Origin of the sequence: Streptomyces sp. NPDC006739 (assembly GCF_042869815.1) — a bacterium.
Taxonomy (GTDB): domain Bacteria; phylum Actinomycetota; class Actinomycetes; order Streptomycetales; family Streptomycetaceae; genus Streptomyces.
Genome location: NZ_JBIAGM010000005.1, coordinates 53,206 through 73,578, shown reverse-complemented (window position 1 = coordinate 73,578; position 20,373 = coordinate 53,206). Strand labels below are relative to the sequence as shown.

Genomic DNA, 20,373 nt, shown 5'->3' with positions numbered 1-20,373 from the left:
CACGATGACGGGCGTGACATCTGCCACCGATCCCCTCCCCCACCCGCCCGTGACCGCCGAGACCCCGCCGCCGGTCCCGCCCCTGACGCCCGCTCGGCGAACACCGCGCTGGTCGCTGCCCGCGTTGCTCGCGATCCTGGTCCTGGCGGCGGTCCTCTACTCCTGGAACCTCTCCTCTTCCAGCCTCAACAGCTTCTACAGCGCGGCCGTTTACAGCGGCACGAAGAGCTGGAAGGCGTGGTTCTTCGGCTCGCTCGACGCGGGCAACTTCCTCACCGTCGACAAACCGCCCTTCGCGCTCATGGTCATGAGCCTGTCCTGCCGGGTCTTCGGCTACGGCACCTGGCAGATGATGGCGCCCGAGATCGCCGCCGCGCTGGGCACCATCTGGATCCTGCACGCGTCCGTGAAGCGGGTGTTCGGGCACGCGGCGGCCGCGATCGCCGCCCTCGTCCTCGCGCTGACCCCGATCACCGTCGCCATCGACCGGGACAACAACCCGGACACCGTGCTCGTGCTGCTGATGGTGGCGGGCGCGGCGCTCGCCCTGCGCGCCACCCGCGACGGAAGGCTGCTGCCGCTCATCGGCTCCGCGGTGTGCTTCGGGCTCGCCTTCAACACGAAGATGCTCCAGGGCTACATCGCCCTGCCGGCCGTCTTCGCCGTCTACCTCTACGCCTCCGGGCTCAACTGGCGGAAGAAGGCCGTCAACCTGGCCCTGGCGGCCGTGGCGCTGGCGGTCTCCAGCTTCTGGTGGGCGACCGCCGTGTCCCTCGTCCCGGCCGGCGACCGCCCGTACATCGGCGGCTCCACGGACGGCTCCGCCTGGAACCTGATCATGGGCTACAACGGCCTGGGCCGGGTCTTCGGCGGCGAGGGCAACGGCGGAGGCGGCGGCGGTGGCGGCGGTACCTTCGCCGGGACCGCGGGCATCGGACGGATGTTCAACGACGTCCTCGGCGGCCAGATCTCCTGGCTGATCCCCTTCGCGGGCATCGCCCTCGTGGCCGGGCTGGTCCGGTGCGGGCGCGCCCCGCGCACCGACCTCCCGCGCGCGGCCCTGGTGCTGTGGGGCGGCTGGCTCATCCTGCACTACCTGACCTTCGCCATGGCCGAGGGCACGATGCACCCGTACTACACGACCGCGCTCGCCCCGGGCATCGCGGCCCTGACCGGCGCCGGCGGCGTCACCCTGTGGCGCGCCTTCCGCGGCGGCGACGCCCGCTGGTCCTGGGTGCTGCCGGCCGCTCTGGCCGTCACCGGGATCTGGGCGGTCGTACTGCTGCGCCGGGCCTCCGGCTGGAACACCTGGCTGTGGCCGGCGATCGCCGTGCTCATGGTGCTGGGTGTCCTGGGCCTGTCGGTCTTCCGGTCCGGCGGATCGGGTACGAGGGCCAGGCTGCTCGGCGTGTCCCTCGTCGCCGCGACGGTGGCGGCCCTCGCGGGTCCCACGGCGTACGCGGCCTCGCCGGCCTTCGGTTCCTCCGGCGGCGGCATGATGGGCGGCACCAACCCGACGGCGGGCCCCTCCACCGGACGCGGCCTGGGCGGCCCCGGCGGCGGCCGGGGCGGCTTCGGCGGCCGGGGCGGCTTCGGTGGCGAGATGCCGGGCGGCACACGGCAGGACGGCCGGGCGAACGGGGGGTTCCCGGGCGGCGGTGAGCTTCCGCGGGGCGGGATGCCGAGTGGCGCGCCCGGTGGGACGAGCGGCGGGACGACCGGCGGCCCGAGCGGCCGACAGGGCGCCGCTGGCCGCGAGTTGCCGACGGGCGGCGGCATGGGAGGTGGCATGGGAGGTGCCGACAGCCGGCTGATCGCATACCTGGAGAAGCACCAGGACGGCGCCACCTGGCTGCTCGCGGTGTCCAACTCGCAGAGCGCCGGCCAGCTGATCATCAGCAGCGGCAGGCCCGTCATCTCGATGTGGGGTTTCACCGGCACCGACAAGGCGATGACCCTGGCCAAGCTCAAGGAACTGGTGAAGAAGAGCGAGCTGCACTACATCCAGCTCGGTGGCGGCGGCATGGGCGGCGGCCCCGGCGGCGGCGACAACAGCCTGAGCCAGGAGATCAGCACCTGGGTGAAGGCGCACGGTACGGCGGTGAAGGCGAGCGCGTACGACGGGTCGGGCACCACCACGCGGAGCGAGTCGGGCGCCGCCACGCGGAGCGACACGTCGACGATCTACCGGCTGGACCCGTCGGACGTGACGTGACGTGACCTGACCTGATCTGACCGGCACGGGCCCGGCCCGCTTGTCGCACCGGTCGTACTACTTACCTCACACAGGTGAAGCCGATCTTGGACTCGGGCGTGTCCCGATGCCAGGACAGGAGCATGGCGGCACCCCGGCAGTCCCGCCGGGGTGTCCCAACTCCCTTTCCTGGAGAGTCCCTTGAAGCTTCGTTACTGGCCCCTGGCCGCCACCCTCGCGCTGACCGCGCTGCTCCTGCCGGCCCAGTCCGCCTCCGCCCGGCCCGCCGCCCCCTCGTGCCCCGACGGCTCGGTCTGCTTCTGGACCGGGGAGGGCTTCGGCGGCCAGTACTGGGAGTGGACGGCCCGCAGCGGCTACCGCGACCTGCCGCCCAACCTCCACGACAACATCGGCTCCTTCGTCGCGAGCACCCGCGCCTGCTTCATCAACTGGGACCCGGTCGAGAAGCGCGACGTCTTCAACGGCGACTGGCGCTCGCAGTACTACGGCGACTTCGGCGGCCGCATGGACGGGGTGGGCCCGGGCGCCTGCTGAGGTTTTGCGCTTGTTCCGGGGGTCCCTCGGCACGTTCTCTGTCTCTCGGCTCATGTGATCTTGACGCAGACCCCGCTGGCGGCATCGCGCACCCCATGGGTAGCGTGGGTTGGCTTGAGTTATCCCCAACCTGTACGGGAGTCCAAAGGCGGCTGCCGTCGTCCCGGGATTCACGGTCACCGCGAAGGCGGCGCCGTTCGACGTCAGCGACCGCGAGAGCTACGACGACCCGTACGCGACCGACGCCGCCGCGCTCCTGGCAGCCGCTATCGCCCGGGAGGTGTCGGCGTGACCACGGCCCTGTACGAGATCGAGACGAGCGAGGCGGACGACGGCGTCACCGGCATCAGCTGAAACCAGCCGCCCGGCCGCGTCCCCGGCCTCCCGGGGCAGTACACCCGGCCCCGTCCCTACGCTGCCGCGGCGCAGGGGCGGAAGCGGGCCAGGTAGGCGAGGGGGGAACCACGGTGTGCGGCCAGGTGGAGGCCGGAGTCGCCGGCGAGGCGGTGCAAGGTGCCGAAGGGGATCCAGTGGCGGTCGAAGAACTCGCCGACCACCAGTCGGCCGCCGGGGGTGAGCACCCGGACCGCCTCGGCCAGCACCCGCTCCGGCTCCGGTACCTCGCCCAGTGCGGTCACGAGGTACATGGCGTCGAACGTGCGGTCAGGGTAGGGAAGTTCACGGGCGTCGCCTCGGGTGGGCGTGATGTTGGCGACGCCGTGCCGTTCCGCGCGGCGCATCACGTGGTCGAGCATCTCCGGCTGGCCGAGGCGCTGAAGGTGCGACTCGACGGTCTGCGCCGGGCGAAGATCCGGCAAACGGTTGGAACACCGAGTCTTCCCCAGTCGGCACTGCTGTCCGAGAGATGAAGGCGAGCTTTCGCCACCGTGGGTGCTCCGTTGCCGTCATCCGTGGGCTCCAGGCCCGGGATACGCTGCTCCTGTCGCCCCCTGGCCGGAGGTCATCTGAGTGTTATCCGCACGGGTACTGACCGCTGCTCCGCTGACCCTGGTGCTTCTCTCCCTGTCCGGCTGCTCCTCACACTGGGGCTGCACCGACACGAGGGCAGAGCGCGGTAAGGCCGGTGTCAGGGTGCAGGTCGTCGACACGTCGGGGCGGCCCATCGGCGTCACCGCAGAGGTCGTCGACTGGCGCCTTGAGCCACACCCGCAGGAGCCCTCCAAGGGCGACCGAGTTCACTTCCATTACCGCTTCGACGGCGCCGACGAGAGCAACGGCCCCGCAGTGGACGCCTGCGCGGTGAACAAGGAACGCGTGGCGTTGATCTGCCAGACGGTCGACTCCTCTGAGGCGTTCGGGCCGCACAGGGACCACACCGGCGATGGCTGGCTCGCCGCCGACCACCCTGAACAGGTGGCCGGAGTGCTTGTGATTCCCAATGACCAGTCCTACGGCGGGCGAACATGCGAGCAGGACCGCAAGGACGGAGGCGGGGTGCACCCTCCGAAACCAGCCGCCGTGGGGGATCATCTGTAAGCCGTTGGGGCGGGTCGGCACTCAGGTGTCGCGGGTCAGGACGTCGGTGACGGCGCATAGTGGTGGGCGAGATCGGTGGCGAGGTCGCGGAGGCGAGCCCTGGCTTCGGTGGGGCCGTGCACAGTGATGGCGCTCCCGAACGGCAGTAGTGCTCGCACGTCCTCCAGATGCAGGAAGCGGATTGTCACCTTGCGGCCGGTGGCGGATTCTTCATGGTCGTCCCGGACGAGTCGTAGGCCGAAGATCCGTTGCGCCCGCTCGATCTGGGTCTGGTCGATGGTGGCGCTGACCTCTATCGCGTGGTTGTGTTCCCACTGATCGATGAGCGCCGCGGCGACGGTGGCCAGGGTCTGGCTCTCGCGGATCCGTCGTGGCTGGTCGACTTCCTTCCACGTCGTGATCCGTTCGAGTCGGTACATCCGTGGCACTCGGGCACGGTCGGCGACGAGGTACCAGATGCCGGCCTTGGCGAACAGCCCGTAGGGATCCACGACCAGATCGTGTGGGCATGACTCGCGTGGGCTGTCGTACTCGATCCGTAGCCGGCGACCTCGCCGCACCGCGCCGATCAGCGAAGCCGGAGTCGTGCCGACAGCTCGTGCCTGACGCCAGGGGCGGCTGTCCACGTGCACTACGTCGGTGAGCGGCAGGAGTTCATGGACTCGACGCTGCTGCGTGGCGGCGATCTTGGAGAGCGCCCGCCGGCTTTCGGCCGACGCGTCGAGCTCCGCACGTTGCTTCTCATCCAGCCCGGTGAGCGACAGATGATCACGCTCGCCCGGTGTGAGTCGCGTGAGGTCGAGTCCGGATCCGGGCAGCATGGTCACGCCTCCGAGGCGGCCCCGGTGTGCGGTCACCGGCAGACCGGCCTCGCGGAGCCAGTTCAGGTCCCGGGTGACGGTCCGAAGGGACACCCCGAGCGCTGAGGCGAGTTCCTGTGTGGTCACGGCATCCCTCGATGTCAGGAGCAGCATCAGGGTGAAGAAGCGGTCTGGGGTCACCCACCGATTTTTTCAGGAATTGCGACACGATGTGTCGCATATCCCGGTCAGGCTGGTGGATCCGTACCTACCACCGGTGAGAGGGAACAACCGTGACCACATCCGTCGTGACCATCGTCTACGTGAACGACGCTCCCGCCGCAGCTCGCTTCTACGGCGATCTCCTCGGCATGAGTCCCTCGTTCGAGACTCCGGGATACATCACCTTCGACCTCGGGCCAGGCGCTGACCTCGGTCTGTGGTCCGGCCAGTTCGAGGATCTCTCACCGGACGTCCCGCGCACCGGTGAGGTGTGCCTGGCCATCGACGGTGGACCCGACGAGGTCAGCGCGACCTTTGCGCAGTGGCGGTCCAAGGGGGTCACGATCCTGCGCGAGCCTCATGACGCGGGGTTCGGGCTGACCTTCCTCGCAGCCGATCCTGACGGGAACCGTATCCGCGTCGCACCGCGGGACTGAAAGGCCGCAACGCGGCAAGACCGGCCGTCGAGTCCGCACTCGTCATCGTCCGCCCCGGAGCAGGCGCGCCCCGGCCCCCCGGAACCGTCCGCCCGGCATCAGATGTCCTTCCCCAGGGGGCCGCAGGCCTGCGGCCGGAGCAGGGGCGGGCGATGGCGAGACCGCGATCGTTGTGGCTGGACTACTGGCCGCTGGCTGTACTTCCCGTCGCCGCCGGGGCGATGGATCTGTTCCTGTGGTGGCGCGGTGAGCCGTGGAGCTGGTCGGACTGGGCGTCCAGTTTCGGCCTGGGGGCGGTCACCACGATGGTCGTCGGCATGCTGCTCGCCCGGCGGCAGGGAAACATCCAGGAGGCGCTGGCCGATCTGGAGCTGACGGAGAAAGTCGCCATGCTCACCTTCTCGGTCTCGCACCTGCGGGAGTCATGCGTTCCGGCGCGTACCTACAGGACGTTGTACGACTGCAGGGCCGGCCTGTCACTGGTGCCTCTCGCCCGGCAGCCCATGCAGCACGAGTATCTGCGGACGCTCACCCAGGTACTGGAGACGACCGTGGACACGCTCGGCTCCTCCCTTCGTTCCCACGCGCGCTGGACGCCCGAGGACTGGTCCAGGCTCGTCGAGGTCGTCGAGGGACTGCGGGAGACCGCCCGGTTCAACGCGAGGAGGTCGATGATCATGGCCGACCACTGGTCCGGCGGGATGGACGCGAGGACGCGGGACCTGTTGCGGATCGCGACCGGACCGGTCCCCTTCGACGTCTTCCGCGCCCATTTCACCGCGGGGGCAGACCGTATCCGCACCGCGCTGGACTGGGAGGCGCTGTCGGAACTGGCGGGTCGGGACAACGGCACCGTCCGGCTGGCCATGGTCTCCACCGACCTGGCGCCCTACACGCTCGCCACGCTGGAGGGCTACCACGCCCCCTGGTACCGGGACGGGTCCGGATCCGGATCCGGCGAGGTCGGATACGACCATCAGGACGCGGTGCCCCTCCGGCACACGGAACTGGCCACCGACGTCTCGGTGCTCCAGGACGACCGGCGGTCACGGATAGGGGTACTGCGGGACCACTACGCGGCCCGGTTCGACGGGCAGGACAGGTCGCTGATCCTCGCCACCTACGCCCTGGGCCCGGACCGCTTCCTGGTACTCGACGGGAACCACCGGCTGACGGCCCTCACCCAGCTCGTGGCTCAGGGCTGCCCGGCCAGACTCGTCGAGTTCCGCCTGACGGCGCCGGTGGACTCCGCGATCCTCCCGGACCTGATCCACTACGAGGCCGGCTGAGCCAGATGCGTAGCCGCGAACATCCGCAGCACCGCCGGGAGGACGACGACCGAAGGTCCCGGTGTCGCCAGTGCCCTCGCCAGGTCCTGCTCCAGCGTCCGCGGGGTCGTGCGGGTTCCCGGGACGCCGAACGACTCGGCCAGGGCCACGAAGTCCGGGCGGGTCAGCTCCGTCGCCGTCGGCTCGCCGAAGGCGTCCGTCATGTACTCGCGCAGGATGCCGTAGCCGCCGTCGTCGACGATCAGCCAGGTGACGTCGAGGCCGTACTGGCGGGCCGTGGCCAGTTCGGCGATGGAGTACAGCGCGCCGCCGTCGCCGGAGACCGCCAGTACCGGGCGGGTCGGATCGGCGGCCGCCGCGCCGAGGGCGGCCGGGAAGGCGTAGCCGAGGCCGCCGGCGCCCTGGGCGGAGTGCATGTGGTTCGCGCCTCGGGGGTCGAAGGCCGACCAGGCCCAGTAGGCCAGGATCGTCATGTCCCAGAAGGAGGGGGCGGCGGCCGGCAGGGCGCGCCGGATCGCCGCCAACACGTCCTGCTCCAGGGTGAGTTCCTGGGCGGCGATGCGCTCCGAGACCCGGTCGAGCAGAGCCCGGACCCGCTCCGGCGCGGTCGGGTCGGTGCGCTCCTCCACCGTCTCCAGCAGGGCCTGCAGGCCCAGCCGGGCGTCGGCGTGGATGCCCAGCGCCGGGTGGTTGGACTCCAGCTTGCCGAGGTCCGCCTCGATCTGGACGACCCGGCCCCGGGGCCTGAACGTGTGGTAGTTGGAGGAGAGTTCGCCGAGTCCGGAGCCGACGACCAGGAGGACGTCGGCGTCCTCCAGGAAGTCGGTCGTGTGCCGGTCCTCCAGCCAGGACTGGAGGGACAGCCGGTGCTTCCAGGGGAACGCGCCCTTGCCGCCGAAGGTGGTCACCACCGGAGCGTCGAGCTTCTCGGCCAGCCGCCGCAGCTTGCCGGACGCGTCGGCCCGTACGACCCCGCCGCCCGCGATGATCGCCGGCCGGGCCGCCCGGGACAGCAGGTCGGCCGCCACGGCGGTCAGTTCGGGGCGCGGGGGCAGTTCGTCGGGGGTCGCGTCCGGTGCCGTGACCACCGGGAGCGCGGTCTCGGCCATCAGCACGTCCTGCGGGATCTCCACCCATACCGGGCCGTGCGGGGCCGTCAGCGCCGACTTCCAGGCGGCGGCCAGGGCGGAGGGGATCTGGGACTGGCCGCGGACCGTGTGGACGGACTTCACCACGCCCCGGAACGAGGCCGCCTGGTCGGGGAGTTCGTGCAGATAGCCGTGTCGGCCGCCGCCCAGTCCGGCGGTGGGGACCTGGCTGCTGATCGCCAGGACGGGGGCCGACGCCGAGGCGGCCTCCTGCAGGGCCGCGAGGGACGTCAGCGCGCCCGGGCCCGTCGAGAGCAGCAGGGGGGCGGCCTCGCCGGTGATCCGCCCGTAGGCGTCGGCCGCGAACCCGGCGTTGTTCTCCACCCGCAGACCGATGTAGCGGAGGTCGGAGCGACGCAGGGCGTCGAACACGCCCAGCGCGTGCTGGCCGGGCAGGCCGAAGACGGTCGTCGCGCCCAGCCCGGCCAGGGTCTCCACGACCAGGTCCCCGCCGGTGCGCCCCCGGGGAGGATGCAGAGCGGCGGAGATCTGCGCGGGCGTCGGGCGGAGTACCAGGTCGTGGTCGTGGGTCACTGCTCGCGGGCCTCGGCAATCTGTCGGGACATGATCGTGGTCAGTTCGTACGCCGTGTGCGAGGCGGCCACCGAGGTGATCTCCGCGTGGTCGTACGCGGGGGCGACCTCGACGACGTCCGCCGACACCAGGTTGCACGATGCCAGACCGCGCAGGATCTCCAGCAGCTCACGCGAGGTCATGCCGCCCGCCTCGGGGGTGCCGGTGCCGGGCGCGTGGGCCGGGTCGAGGCAGTCGATGTCGATGGAGATGTACAGCGGACGGTCGCCGATGCGCTGGCGGAGCTGGTCGGCGACCTCGTCGGCGCCCCGGCGGTAGATGTCCGCCGACGTCACGATGCCGAAGCCCATCTTCTCGTCGTCGGTCAGGTCCTGCTTGCCGTAGAGCGGGCCCCGGGTGCCGACGTGGGAGAGGGCGGAGGTGTCGAGGATGCCCTCCTCGACCGCGCGGCGGAACGGCGTGCCGTGCGTGTACTCGGCGCCGAAGTAGGTGTCCCAGGTGTCCAGGTGCGCGTCGAAGTGGAGCAGGGCGACCGGGCCGTGCTTCTTCGCCACCGAGCGCAGCAGCGGCAGCGCGATCGTGTGGTCGCCGCCCAGCGTCATCAGCCGCGCGCCCGTGCCCAGCAGGTCGTCCGCCGCCGCCTCGATGGTGTCGACGGCCTCGTTGATGTTGAACGGGTTCACGGCGATGTCACCGCCGTCGGCGACCTGCGCGAGCGCGAAGGGGGACGCGTCCTGCGCCGGGTTGTAGGGGCGCAGCAGCCGGGACGCCTCGCGGATGGCGTTGCCGCCGAAGCGGGCGCCCGGCCGGTACGAGACACCGGAGTCGAACGGCACGCCCACCACGGCGACGTCCGCGCGGCCGACCTCGTCGAGGCGGGGCAGCCGGGCGAAGGTAGCCGGGCCCGCGTAGCGCGGGACGCGGGAGGAGTCGACGGGGCCGCGGGGCGTCTCGTGGGTGCTCATGGTGACAGGCCTACTTTCCTGCGTTGCGTCGGGTGACCGCCTTGGTGACCGCCTTCATGAATCGACCCTAGGTGGCCGAAAAGCATCTTTGAAGTGTACGTTTCCTCCATCGTCGCCGCGTTGGATGGAGGAAACGTCCAGCATGCCGGACCCCGCCGTTCCCCCCACACCGCCCGTACCCCTCGGTGCGCTGCTGGACCGGGACGACCTGGGCCTGCGGCGGATCGCCGGGCCGGACGATCCCGCGACGGCAATCCACTGGGCGCACACGTCGGAGCTGCCGGACCCCTCCCCCTACCTCCTGGGCGGCGAGCTGCTGCTGACGGCCGGCGTGCACATTCCCGAGGGGGCGGACCGGGGGCCGTACTTCGAGGAGTACGTCTCGCGGATCGTGGCGGCGGGCGGCGCGGCTCTCGGCTTCGGTCTCGCGCCGGTGCACGAGACCGTGCCGCGCGCCCTGGTCGCCGCCTGCGACGCCCACGGCCTCCCGCTGCTGGAGGTCCCGCCGCGGACCACCTTCTCCGGTGTGGCCCGCGCGGTCTGGCAGCTGATGGCGCGGGCCCGCACCGCCGAACTCCGCCGCGTCACCGAGGCCCAGCAGAGCCTTGCGGCCGCCGCCGCCCGCCCCGACCCGGTCCCCTCGGTCCTCGGCCGGCTCGCCCGGCGCCTCGGCGGCTGGGCCGCGCTGTACGGCCCCGACGGCACGGACCTCGCGCGGGCGGGCCGTGACCCGGGGCGCGAGGTGCGCTCCGCCCTGGCGGACCTGGCGGCGGTGGTACGGCCGGCACGGCGGCCCCCACCGGGACCGTCCCCTGAACCGAGCGCCTCGGCCCCCTCCCCCGCCTCGGCCGCCGACACCCTCGGTGACACCCATCTCACCGCCTACGCGCTCGGCGGCGGGCAGGGCTTCGTGCTCGGTGTCGCCGCCGGCCGGCGGGAGCCCGGCGACCACACCATCGCCTCGGTGGCCGCCGTACTGCTGTCCCTGCTCACCGGCGAGCAGCAGGGCGGCGGCGGTGCGGCACGGTCCTCCGCGCTGGTGCGGGTGCTGCTGGGGGCGCCGGCGCCGGAGGTCGCGCCGCTGCTGGGGGCCGGCCGGTGGGTCGTCGTGCACGCGCGGCCGGAGGGGCGGCCGCCGGACGGCGTCGGCGCCTCGGCGCTCGGGGCCGCCCTGGGCTCGGCGCTGGTCGACCTCGCCGACGACGTCGTACGGGTCCTCGTGCCCGCCGAGCGCGCCCCGGCGCCGCAGCCCGGCTGGACCCTCGGTGCCAGCGCCGCCGTCGCCCCGCCCGAGTGGCCCGCCGCCGACACCCAGGCGGCCCGCGCACTGGCCCGCGCCCGTGCCACCCGCACCGCGCTGGTCCGGCACGGCGAACGCGCCGGCTTCGACGCCCTGGTCTCCCGCGAGGACGCCGAGGCGCACGCCCGCACGCTGCTCGCGCCGCTCGCCGCGCATCCCGCGCTCGTCGAGACGCTGCGCACCTGGCTCTCCCTGCACGGCAGTTGGGACCGGACGGCGGTGGCGCTGGCCGTGCACCGCAACACGGTGCGGCAGCGGATCGCCCGCTGCACCGCGCTGTTGGCCGCCGACCTGGACGATCCCGACGTACGGATGGAGCTGTGGTTCGCTCTCCGGCATCGTGAGTGACCCACGTCCCAGCGCGCGACAGGCAGGGAAATCGCCCAGCCCGCTGCCCCACAATGGGGGGCATGCCGATACCCGGGACACCCAGCCGCGCCCAGCTCGTCGACCACCTGGTCAGGACCCGTATCGCGGGCGACGTCGCCACCCCCCGCGAGAACAACCTCTCCCACTACCGCAAGCTGGCCAACGGCGACCGCAACTTCTGGCTCGGGCTGGAACTCGGCGACCGCTGGCAGGACGAGCAGGACGTGCTCGCGGTGATGGCGGAGCGGGTCGGCGTCAACGACGACCCCGAGTACCGCTACGGGCAGGACACCATCGACCCCGAGCTGACCGTCGGCGCCCTGGACCGGCTGGCCGGGCGGCTGCGCAAGGCGGCCGAGGGACGGCAGCGGGTGCTGTTCGCCACCGGCCACCCGGGCGGTCTGCTCGACGTGCACCGGGCCACGGCAGCCGCGCTGCGCGGGGCCGGCTGCGAGATCGTGGTCATCCCGGACGGGCTGCAGACGGACGAGGGGTACGTCTGGCAGCTCGCGGACGTGGCGGTCCTCGAACACGGCGCCACCCTGTGGCACACCCACTCGGGTGCGCCGATGAGGGCCGTCCTCACGGCGTTCGAGCGCGCGGGCCGTCCGCTGCCCGACCTGGTCGTCGCCGACCACGGCTGGGCCGGGTACGCCGCACAGCACGGCGTCGACTCCGTCGGGTACGCCGACTGCAACGACCCGGCGCTGTTCCTCGCCGAGTCCGAGGGCACGCTGCAGGTGGCCGTGCCGCTCGACGACCATGTGCCCAGCCCGCGCCACTACGACCCGATGACCGCGTACCTGCTGGCCGAGGCGGGCCTGGCGTAGGCCACGCGGCCGCACCGCCTCTCCCCGCTCACCCGCGCCCCCCGGCTCACCGGGGGACGCGGACCACGCCCTCCTGGATGACCGAGATGGCGAGGTGTCCGTCCTGGGTGTAGATGCGGGCCTGCCCGAGGCCCCGGCCGCCGTACGCGGACGGCGACTCCTGGTCGTACAGCAGCCATTCGTCCGCCCGGAACGGCCGGTGGAACCACATCGCGTGGTCCAGCGACGCCCCGACGACGTCACCGACGGCCCAGCCGCCCCGGCCGTGCGCGAGCAGCACCGAGTCGAGGAGGGTCATGTCGGAGACGTAGGTGGCGAGGACGACGTGCAGGAGGGGGTCGTCGTCGAGCTTGCCGTTGGTGCGGAACCACACCTGGGAGTGCGGCTCGCGCGGCTCGCCGAACCTGCCGTACGGCGGTTCGTCGACGTACCGCAGGTCGACCGCCTCGCGGGCCTCGAGGAACCGCTCCACCACGTCGGCGTCGAGGTGGCCGTACCCGCGCAGGCGCTCCTGCGAGGTGGGCAGGGTCTCCGGGTCCGGGGCGGGGGGCATGGGGGCCTCGTGCTCCAGCCCCTCCTCGTGCGTCTGGAAGGACGCGGAGAGGTGGAAGATCGGCTGCCCGTGCTGGACGGCGACCACCCGGCGGGTGGTGAAGGAGCGCCCGTCGCGGATCCGGTCGACGGTGTAGACGATGGGCGCGCCCGGGTCGCCCGGCCGCAGGAAGTAGGCGTGCAGGGAGTGGGCGAGCCGGTCCCCGGGGACCGTGCGCCCGGCGGCGACCAGGGCCTGGGCCGCCACCTGTCCGCCGAAGACGCGCGGGACGACGGCGGACCGCGACCGGCCGCGGAAGATGTCCCGCTCGATCTGCTCCAGGTCGAGCAGATCGAGCAGGGACCGCAGTGCCTGACTCATGTGGTCAGTTGTATCCGGCAATCTTTTCGCGGGCCTTACAGACCCATGTCCTTCGCGATGATCGTCTTCATGATCTCGCTGGTGCCGCCGTAGATGCGGTTGACCCGGTTGTCCGCGTACAGGCGGGCGATGGGGTACTCGTTCATGAAGCCGTAGCCGCCGTGCAGCTGGAGGCAGCGGTCGATGACGCGGTGGGCGACCTCGGTGCAGAAGAGCTTGGCGGAGGCGGCCTCGGCGGGGGTCAGCTCACCGGCGTCGAGGGCCTCGGTGGCGCGGTCGGCGACGGCCTCGGCGGCGTCCACCTCGGCCTGGCAGGCGGCCAGCTCGAACTTGGTGTTCTGGAAGGCGGCGACGGGCTTGCCGAAGACGACCCGGTCCTGGACGTACTGCTTGGCGAACCGGACGGCGGCCTTGGCCTGCGCGTAGGCGCCGTAGGCGATGCCCCAGCGCTCGGAGGCCAGGTTGTGGCCGAGGTAGTAGAAGCCCTTGTTCTCCTCGCCGAGGAGGTCCTCGACCGGCACCTTCACGTCGACGAACGCCAGCTCGGCCGTGTCGGAGGTCTTCAGGCCGAGCTTGTCCAGCTTGCGGCCGACGGAGTAGCCCTCGGCCTTGGTGTCCACGACGAAGAGGGAGATGCCGTGACGGCGGTCCTCGGCGGTGGGCGCGGAGGTACGGGCGCAGACGATCATGCGGTCGGCGTGCACACCGCCGGTGATGAAGGTCTTGGCGCCGTTGAGGACGTAGTGGGTGCCGTCCTCGGAGAGCTTGGCGGTGGTCTTCATGCCCGCGAGGTCGGAGCCGGTGCCCGGCTCGGTCATCGCGATCGCCCACATCTCCTCGCCGGAGACGAACTTGGGCAGGTAGCGCTTCTTCTGCTCGTCGGTGGCGAGCAGCTTGATGTACGGCAGACCGAGCAGGACGTGGACGCCGGAACCGCCGAAGGAGACGCCGGCGCGGGCGGTCTCCTCGTAGAGGACGGCCTCGAACTTGTACGAGTCGATGCCGGCGCCGCCGTACTCCTCGTCGACGCGGATACCGAAGACGCCCAGCTCGGCGAGCTTGTAGTAGAAGTCGCGCGGCGCCTGGCCCGCGGCGAACCACTCGTCGTACACCGGTACGACCTCGGCCTCGATGAAGGCGCGGAGGGTCTCCCGGAACGCCTCGTGATCCTCGTTGAACACCGTACGGCGCACTCCGCCACCTCCACGTACCTCGGTATGTCTAAGCGCTTGCTCATACAACGGTACCGGCGAGTAGGAGCGGGGGTCCAGGGCGGGCGGCGTAATGCTCGTCACGCGCGGGCCCGGTCCGGTCTCAGTGGACGGAGAAGCCGCCGTCGACGAAGACCGACTGGCCGGTGACATAGGCGGAGGCCCCGCCGGCCAGGAAGACGGCGGCGCCGCAGAAGTCCTCGGCGATGCCGTTGCGCCCGGTCATCGTGCGCGCGGCCAGGGCGGCCACCGCCTCCGGGTCCGAGGACAGCCGCGCGTTGAGCGGACTCATGACGAACCCCGGCACCAGAGTGTTGCAGGTGACCCCGTACGGCGACCAGGCCTCGGCCTGCGAGCGCGCCAGCGACTCCAGCGCCCCCTTGGAGACCCCGTAGGCACCGCTGTCCACGAACGCCCGGTGCGCCTGCTGGGAGCTGATGTGGATGATCCGCCCGAACCCCCGCTCGGCCATGCCGGGCCCGAACCGGCGGCCCAGCAGATAGGGCGCCTCCAGGTTCACCGCCATGGTGGCGTCCCACACGTCCTCGTCCAGCTCGCCCATCGGGGGCCGCAGGTTGATCCCGGCGCTGTTGACGAGGATGTCGGGCTCGCCGAACACCTCGGCCATCGACTCCGCCGCCGCGCGCACCGCGTCCCGCGTCCCCAGGTCGGCGCTCACGAAGCCCGCCCGGCAGCCGTCCGCGGTCAGCTCCTCGACGGTGGCCACCAGTTCCGCCCGCCGGCGGGCCACGACCACCACACTCGCCCCGGCCCGCGCGAGGGCCCCGGCGATGGCCTTGCCGATGCCGGAACTGCCACCGGTCACCACGGCGACCCGGCCGTCCAGCGAGAACAGTTCGGAGAGGTAGCTGCGCGAGATCATTCCCGCACCCTAGTCATCCGGCGCCCCACCCGGCCGGGCGCCCTCAGCTCCCCGCCGCCCCGAACGCCCCCCGGGCCATCCGGTGCAGCAGCGCCGCCGTGGCCCCCCGGCCGGGGAGCGAGCCGGGGCGGCCCAGGTGGGGGGTGGAGTTCAGGAGGCCGAAGACCGAGTGGACCGCCGAGCGGGCCGCGGGTTCCGCCAGCGCCGGGTAGACCTCGCGGACCACCTCCACCCACAGCTCGACGTACTGCCGCTGGAGCTGGCGCACCAGCTTGCGGTCGCTGTCGCGCAGGCGGTCCAGCTCGCGGTCGTGCAAGGTGATGAGGGGGCGGTCGTCCAGGGCGAAGTCGATGTGGCCCTCGATGAGGGAGTCCAGCACCGCCGAGGGGCCGGCCGTGCCGTCGGCCTCGGCCAGCCGGCGCTTGGCGCCCGTCAGCAGCCGCCCGCTGATTCCCACCAGCAGTTCGGCGAGCATCGCGTCCTTGCCCGGGAAGTGCCGGTACAGACCGGGGCCGCTGATGCCGACCGCGGCCCCTATCTCGTCCACGCCGACGCCGTGGAATCCGCGTTCGGCGAAGAGCCGGGCGGCCTCCTTGAGAATCTGCTCACGGCGGGTGGGGGCATCGGTTCTGGTGACCATGCGGGTAATTCTAGACAGGGAGGTTAGCGGTCGTTAACCTGGAGGAAATGGTTAACGCTCATTAACAGTCGACCACTGGGTGAGGGGACCGCAGGAATGCACGAGGCACCGGAGCTGACGAGCGCGGCAGACCCCGCGTCGGACGCCTGGCGGGCCAACGAACAGGCCCACCGCGCGCTCGTCGAGGAGCTGCGCGGCAAGCTCGCCGCGGCGGCTCTCGGCGGCGGCGAGAGGGCGCGCGCCCGCCATACCGCGCGCGGCAAGCTGCTGCCCCGCGACCGGGTGGACACCCTTCTCGATCCCGGCTCGCCGTTCCTGGAGCTGGCCCCGCTCGCCGCCGACGGGATGTACGAGGGACAGGCGCCGGCCGCCGGTGTCATCGCCGGGATCGGGCGGGTCGGCGGGCGCGAGTGCGTGATCGTCGCCAACGACGCCACGGTCAAGGGCGGCACGTACTACCCGATGACCGTGAAGAAGCATCTGCGCGCCCAGGAAGTCGCCCTGGAGAACCGCCTGCCCTGCCTCTACCTGGTGGACTCCGGCGGTGCCTTCCTGCCCATGCAGGACGAGGTCTTCCCCGACCGCGAGCACTTCGGGCGGATCTTCTACAACCAGGCGCGGATGTCCGGCGCCGGGATTCCGCAGATCGCCGCGGTGCTCGGATCGTGCACCGCGGGGGGCGCGTACGTCCCCGCCATGAGCGACGAGGCCGTGATCGTCCGGAACCAGGGGACGATCTTCCTCGGCGGGCCCCCGCTGGTGAAGGCGGCCACCGGCGAGGTCGTCACCGCCGAGGAGCTGGGCGGCGGCGAGGTGCACTCCCGGATCTCCGGCGTCACCGACCACCTCGCCGAGGACGACGCCCACGCCCTGCGCATCGTCCGGGACATCGTCGCCACCCTCCCCGCGCGCGGGCCGCTGCCCTGGGCGGTCACCGAGGCGACCGAGCCCAAGGTCGACCCCTACGGCCTCTACGGCGCCGTCCCGGTCGACTCCCGTACCCCCTACGACGTACGGGAGATCATCGCGCGCGTCGTCGACGGTTCCCGGTTCGCCGAGTTCAAGGCCGAGTTCGGGCAGACCCTGGTGACCGGTTTCGCGCGGATCCACGGCCACCCGGTCGGCGTCGTCGCCAACAACGGCATCCTGTTCTCCGAGTCCGCCCAGAAGGGCGCGCACTTCATCGAGCTGTGCGACCAGCGCGGGATCCCGCTCCTCTTCCTGCAGAACATCTCCGGCTTCATGGTCGGCAAGGACTACGAGGCGGGCGGTATCGCCAAGCACGGCGCCAAGATGGTCACCGCCGTGGCCTGCACCCGCGTGCCCAAGCTGACCGTCGTGGTCGGCGGGTCGTACGGGGCGGGCAACTACTCCATGTGCGGCCGGGCCTACTCCCCCCGCTTCCTGTGGATGTGGCCCAACGCCAAGATCTCGGTGATGGGCGGCGAGCAGGCCGCCTCGGTCCTCGCGACCGTCAAGCGGGACCAGCTGGAGGCCCGCGGGGAGTCCTGGCCCGCCGAGGACGAGGAAGCCTTCAAGGCGCCCGTCCGCGACCAGTACGAGCGCCAGGGCAACGCCTACTACGCCACCGCCCGCCTGTGGGACGACGGCGTCATCGACCCGCTGGAGACCCGCCAGGTGCTCGGCCTGGCCCTGACCGCCTGTGCCAACGCGCCCCTGGGTGAGCCCCAGTTCGGCGTCTTCCGGATGTGAGGGGGGACATGACGACCATGTTCGACACCGTGCTGGTGGCCAACCGGGGCGAGATCGCGGTACGCGTCATCCGTACGCTGCGCGCGATGGGCGTGCGTTCCGTCGCCGTCTTCTCCGACGCCGACGCCGACGCCCGGCACGTCAGGGAGGCCGACACGGCGGTACGGCTCGGTCCGGCGCCCGCCGCCGAGAGCTATCTGTCGGTGGAGCGGCTGCTGGCGGCCGCCGCGCGGACCGGCGCCGGGGCCGTCCATCCCGGATACGGGTTCCTGGCCGAGAACGCCGGCTTCGCGCGCGCCTGCGAGGAGGCCGGGCTGGTCTTCATCGGGCCGCCCGCCGACGCCATCTCCCTGATGGGCGACAAGATCCGGGCCAAGGAGACGGTGCGGGCGGCCGGGGTGCCGGTCGTCCCCGGCGGCCGTGACCCCGAACTCGCCGAAGCGGCCCGCGAACTGGGCGCCCCGGTGCTGCTCAAGCCCAGCGCGGGCGGCGGTGGCAAGGGCATGCGGCTGGTGCGGGACCTGTCGCTGCTGGAGGAGGAGATCGCCGCCGCCCGCCGCGAGGCCCGCGCCTCCTTCGGCGACGACACGCTGCTGGTGGAGCGGTGGGTCGACCGGCCCCGGCACATCGAGATCCAGGTCCTGGCCGACGGCCACGGCAACGTGGTGCACCTCGGTGAGCGCGAGTGCTCCCTGCAGCGCCGGCACCAGAAGATCGTCGAGGAGGCGCCGAGCGTCCTCCTGGACGAGAAGACGCGGGCCGCGATGGGCGAGGCCGCCGTGCAGGCGGCCCGCTCGTGCGGGTACCGGGGCGCGGGCACGGTGGAGTTCATCGTGCCGGGCACCGACCCGTCGTCGTACTACTTCATGGAGATGAACACCCGCCTCCAGGTGGAGCACCCGGTCACCGAACTCGTCACCGGCCTCGACCTGGTGGAGTGGCAGCTGCGGGTGGCGGCGGGTGAGCGGCTGCCGTTCGGACAGGACGACATCACGCTCACCGGGCACGCCGTCGAGGCACGCGTCTGCGCCGAGGACCCGGCCCGCGGGTTCCTCCCCTCCGGCGGCACCGTGCTGCGGCTCCGGGAACCCGAGGGCGACGGCGTCCGCACCGACTCGGGGCTCAGCGAGGGCACGGAGGTCGGCTCGCTGTACGACCCGATGCTGTCCAAGGTGATCGCGTACGGCCCCGACCGAGCGACCGCGATCAGGAAACTGCGGGCCGCGCTCGCCGGGACGGTCACGCTGGGCGTGCAGACCAACGCGGGGTTCCTGCGCGCCCTGCTCGCCCACCCGGACGTCGTCGCCGGCGAGCTGGACACCGGGCTGGTCGAGCGGGTGGTGGACGACCTGGTCACCACCGAGGTGCCGGAGGAGGTGCTGGAGGCCGCCGCGGCCGTACGGCTGGAGGCGCTCAGGCCCGCCGGCCAGGGCTGGACGGACCCGTTCTCGGTGCCGAGCGGGTGGCGGCTGGGGGGCACCCCGAAGCCCGTCGGCTTCCACCTGCGGGTGCAGGAGCCGGTGGAGTACGTCCCGCGCGGCACGCACACGGTCACGGACGACCGGGTGGCGGTGACCCTGGACGGGGTCCGGCACACCTTCCACCGCGCCGCCGACTGGATCGGCCGGGACGGCGACGCCTGGCACGTCCGCGACCACGACCCGGTGGCGGCGTCCCTGACCGGTGCCGCGCACGCCGGCGCCGACTCGCTGACCGCCCCCATGCCCGGCACGGTCACGGTGGTGAAGGTGGCCGTCGGCGACGAGGTGAGCGCCGGCCAGAGCCTGCTGGTCGTGGAGGCGATGAAGATGGAGCACGTCATCTCCGCCCCGCACGCCGGCACGGTCGCCGAGCTGGACGTCACCCCCGGCACGACGGTCGCCATGGACCAGGTGCTGGCCGTCGTCGCACCCCACGAGGAGGCGGCACCGTGACCGCCGACGGACTGCCCATGACCGTACCGGCCCAGGATCTGCCCGCCCGGGTGCGGATCCACGAGGTCGGCGCGCGCGACGGGCTGCAGAACGAGAAGACGACCGTGCCGACCGAGGTCAAGGCGGAGTTCGTCGGCCGGCTGGCCGAGGCCGGACTGACCACGATCGAGGCGACCAGTTTCGTGCACCCGAAGTGGGTTCCCCAACTGGCCGACGCCGAGCAGCTGTTCCCGATGGTGAGCCATCTGCCCGTGGCGCTGCCGGTGCTCGTGCCCAACGAGCGCGGCCTGGACCGGGCGCTCGCCCTGGGCGCCCGCCGGGTCGCCGTCTTCGCCAGCGCCACCGAGTCGTTCGCGAAGGCCAACCTGAACCGCACGGTGGACGAGGCGCTGGCGATGTTCGAGCCGGTCATCCGGCGGGCGAAGGCGGACCGGGTGCATGTCCGCGGCTATCTGTCCATGTGCTTCGGCGACCCGTGGGAGGGGCCGGTACCGGTCCACCAGGTCGTACGCGTCTGCACGGCACTGCGGGACCTGGGCTGCGACGAGCTGAGCCTCGGCGACACCATCGGGGTCGCCACCCCCGGCCATGTCCTGACCCTGCTGTCCGCGCTCAACGAGGCGGGCGTGCCGACGAACGTGATCGGCGTCCACTTCCACGACACCTACGGCCAGGCGCTCGCCAACACCCTGGCCGCGCTCCAGCACGGCGTCACCACCGTGGACGCCTCCGCGGGCGGCCTCGGCGGCTGCCCGTACGCCAGGTCCGCCACCGGCAACCTCGCCACCGAAGACCTCGTCTGGATGCTGCACGGCCTCGGCATCGAGACCGGGGTCGATCTGGGCCGTCTGACCGCCACCAGCGTGTGGATGGCCGAGCGACTGGGCCGACCCAGCCCGTCCCGTACCGTCCGTGCCCTCTCCCACAAGGACCAGTGAT

At 72.1% G+C, this 20,373-nt stretch carries 18 protein-coding genes; 10 read left to right on the top strand and 8 right to left on the bottom strand.

Annotated elements, in window-relative coordinates:
* Positions 1 to 13: 13 nt before the first annotated feature.
* Positions 14 to 2,215: a glycosyltransferase family 39 protein gene (locus tag ACFYMM_RS12755; protein WP_388385869.1), complete on the top strand. Its 2,202-nt coding sequence runs from the start codon at positions 14 to 16 to the stop codon at positions 2,213 to 2,215.
* Positions 2,216 to 2,395: 180 nt separating this feature from the next.
* Positions 2,396 to 2,749, top strand: a complete 354-nt coding sequence (locus ACFYMM_RS12750) for a peptidase inhibitor family I36 protein (protein WP_388385868.1) — start codon at positions 2,396 to 2,398, stop codon at positions 2,747 to 2,749.
* 410 nt (positions 2,750 to 3,159) lie between these two features.
* On the opposite strand, the gene ACFYMM_RS12745 is transcribed toward ACFYMM_RS12750, so the two are convergent.
* Positions 3,160 to 3,567, bottom strand: coding sequence for a class I SAM-dependent methyltransferase (locus ACFYMM_RS12745; protein ID WP_388385866.1), 408 nt, complete (start codon positions 3,565 to 3,567; stop codon positions 3,160 to 3,162).
* Positions 3,568 to 3,718: 151 nt separating this feature from the next.
* Between ACFYMM_RS12745 and ACFYMM_RS12740 the strand changes: the two genes are divergently transcribed.
* A complete protein-coding gene (locus ACFYMM_RS12740; protein ID WP_388385865.1) occupies positions 3,719 to 4,246 on the top strand; it encodes a hypothetical protein in 528 nt (175 codons plus the stop codon).
* Between the two features lie 35 nt (positions 4,247 to 4,281).
* Here the strand turns inward: ACFYMM_RS12740 and ACFYMM_RS12735 are convergent, their stop codons facing one another.
* Positions 4,282 to 5,247, bottom strand: a complete 966-nt coding sequence (locus ACFYMM_RS12735; protein ID WP_388385864.1) for a helix-turn-helix transcriptional regulator — start codon at positions 5,245 to 5,247, stop codon at positions 4,282 to 4,284.
* Between the two features lie 92 nt (positions 5,248 to 5,339).
* On the opposite strand from ACFYMM_RS12735, the gene ACFYMM_RS12730 reads away from it, so the two are divergent.
* Together ACFYMM_RS12730 and ACFYMM_RS12725 are read left to right on the top strand one after the other, a co-directional pair.
* Complete coding sequence (locus tag ACFYMM_RS12730; protein ID WP_388385863.1) at positions 5,340 to 5,705, top strand: VOC family protein; 366 nt, start codon at positions 5,340 to 5,342, stop codon at positions 5,703 to 5,705.
* Between the two features lie 152 nt (positions 5,706 to 5,857).
* Positions 5,858 to 6,994, top strand: a complete 1,137-nt coding sequence (locus ACFYMM_RS12725; protein WP_388385862.1) for a hypothetical protein — start codon at positions 5,858 to 5,860, stop codon at positions 6,992 to 6,994.
* On the opposite strand, the gene ACFYMM_RS12720 is transcribed toward ACFYMM_RS12725, so the two are convergent.
* The gene (locus ACFYMM_RS12720) at positions 6,979 to 8,676 is read right to left on the bottom strand and encodes a thiamine pyrophosphate-binding protein (protein ID WP_388385861.1); all 1,698 of its coding nucleotides are present in this window, start codon (positions 8,674 to 8,676) and stop codon (positions 6,979 to 6,981) included. The two genes, ACFYMM_RS12725 and ACFYMM_RS12720, sit on opposite strands and share 16 nt — an antisense overlap.
* Positions 8,673 to 9,641: an agmatinase gene (speB, locus tag ACFYMM_RS12715; RefSeq protein WP_388385860.1), complete on the bottom strand. Its 969-nt coding sequence runs from the start codon at positions 9,639 to 9,641 to the stop codon at positions 8,673 to 8,675. The genes ACFYMM_RS12720 and speB overlap by 4 nt, the downstream gene beginning before the upstream one ends.
* A 142-nt stretch (positions 9,642 to 9,783) precedes the next feature.
* Between speB and ACFYMM_RS12710 the strand changes: the two genes are divergently transcribed.
* Complete coding sequence (locus ACFYMM_RS12710) at positions 9,784 to 11,289, top strand: PucR family transcriptional regulator (RefSeq protein WP_388385859.1); 1,506 nt, start codon at positions 9,784 to 9,786, stop codon at positions 11,287 to 11,289.
* Between the two features lie 62 nt (positions 11,290 to 11,351).
* Positions 11,352 to 12,140, top strand: coding sequence for a phosphatase (locus ACFYMM_RS12705; protein ID WP_388385858.1), 789 nt, complete (start codon positions 11,352 to 11,354; stop codon positions 12,138 to 12,140).
* A gap of 46 nt (positions 12,141 to 12,186) precedes the next feature.
* Here ACFYMM_RS12705 and ACFYMM_RS12700 read toward each other — a convergent pair whose 3' ends face one another.
* The 4 genes from ACFYMM_RS12700 to ACFYMM_RS12685 form a co-directional block, all read right to left on the bottom strand.
* The gene (locus ACFYMM_RS12700) at positions 12,187 to 13,053 is read right to left on the bottom strand and encodes an acyl-CoA thioesterase (protein WP_388385857.1); all 867 of its coding nucleotides are present in this window, start codon (positions 13,051 to 13,053) and stop codon (positions 12,187 to 12,189) included.
* Positions 13,054 to 13,088: 35 nt separating this feature from the next.
* Positions 13,089 to 14,246, bottom strand: coding sequence for an acyl-CoA dehydrogenase family protein (locus tag ACFYMM_RS12695; protein WP_388385856.1), 1,158 nt, complete (start codon positions 14,244 to 14,246; stop codon positions 13,089 to 13,091).
* Between the two features lie 121 nt (positions 14,247 to 14,367).
* A complete protein-coding gene (locus ACFYMM_RS12690) occupies positions 14,368 to 15,147 on the bottom strand; it encodes an SDR family NAD(P)-dependent oxidoreductase (protein WP_388385855.1) in 780 nt (259 codons plus the stop codon).
* A 43-nt stretch (positions 15,148 to 15,190) separates the two neighbouring features.
* Complete coding sequence (locus ACFYMM_RS12685) at positions 15,191 to 15,787, bottom strand: TetR/AcrR family transcriptional regulator (protein ID WP_388385854.1); 597 nt, start codon at positions 15,785 to 15,787, stop codon at positions 15,191 to 15,193.
* A 96-nt stretch (positions 15,788 to 15,883) separates the two neighbouring features.
* Here ACFYMM_RS12685 and ACFYMM_RS12680 point away from each other — a divergent pair, with 96 nt between their 5' ends.
* Genes ACFYMM_RS12680 through ACFYMM_RS12670 form a run of 3 tightly spaced genes read left to right on the top strand, consistent with a single transcriptional unit; the run spans position 15,884 to position 20,372 of the window.
* Positions 15,884 to 17,500, top strand: a complete 1,617-nt coding sequence (locus ACFYMM_RS12680; protein ID WP_388385853.1) for a carboxyl transferase domain-containing protein — start codon at positions 15,884 to 15,886, stop codon at positions 17,498 to 17,500.
* 17 nt (positions 17,501 to 17,517) lie between these two features.
* Positions 17,518 to 19,434 carry an acetyl/propionyl/methylcrotonyl-CoA carboxylase subunit alpha gene (locus ACFYMM_RS12675; RefSeq protein ID WP_388386220.1) on the top strand — a complete coding sequence of 639 codons (1,917 nt, stop codon included), beginning with the start codon at positions 17,518 to 17,520 and terminating at the stop codon, positions 19,432 to 19,434.
* The gene (locus ACFYMM_RS12670; RefSeq protein WP_388385852.1) at positions 19,431 to 20,372 is read left to right on the top strand and encodes a hydroxymethylglutaryl-CoA lyase; all 942 of its coding nucleotides are present in this window, start codon (positions 19,431 to 19,433) and stop codon (positions 20,370 to 20,372) included. Before ACFYMM_RS12675 ends, ACFYMM_RS12670 begins: the two co-directional genes overlap by 4 nt.
* Position 20,373: the final 1 nt, after the last annotated feature.

Coding starts and splice junctions, on each gene's coding strand:
- ACFYMM_RS12725 (WP_388385862.1), top strand. CDS start 5,858: ATGGCGAGACCGCGATCGTTGTGGCTGGACTACTGGCCGCTGGCTGTA.
- speB (WP_388385860.1), bottom strand. CDS start 9,641: ATGAGCACCCACGAGACGCCCCGCGGCCCCGTCGACTCCTCCCGCGTC.
- ACFYMM_RS12710 (WP_388385859.1), top strand. CDS start 9,784: ATGCCGGACCCCGCCGTTCCCCCCACACCGCCCGTACCCCTCGGTGCG.
- ACFYMM_RS12705 (WP_388385858.1), top strand. CDS start 11,352: ATGCCGATACCCGGGACACCCAGCCGCGCCCAGCTCGTCGACCACCTG.
- ACFYMM_RS12700 (WP_388385857.1), bottom strand. CDS start 13,053: ATGAGTCAGGCACTGCGGTCCCTGCTCGATCTGCTCGACCTGGAGCAG.
- ACFYMM_RS12690 (WP_388385855.1), bottom strand. CDS start 15,147: ATGATCTCGCGCAGCTACCTCTCCGAACTGTTCTCGCTGGACGGCCGG.
- ACFYMM_RS12685 (WP_388385854.1), bottom strand. CDS start 15,787: ATGGTCACCAGAACCGATGCCCCCACCCGCCGTGAGCAGATTCTCAAG.
- ACFYMM_RS12680 (WP_388385853.1), top strand. CDS start 15,884: ATGCACGAGGCACCGGAGCTGACGAGCGCGGCAGACCCCGCGTCGGAC.
- ACFYMM_RS12675 (WP_388386220.1), top strand. CDS start 17,518: ATGTTCGACACCGTGCTGGTGGCCAACCGGGGCGAGATCGCGGTACGC.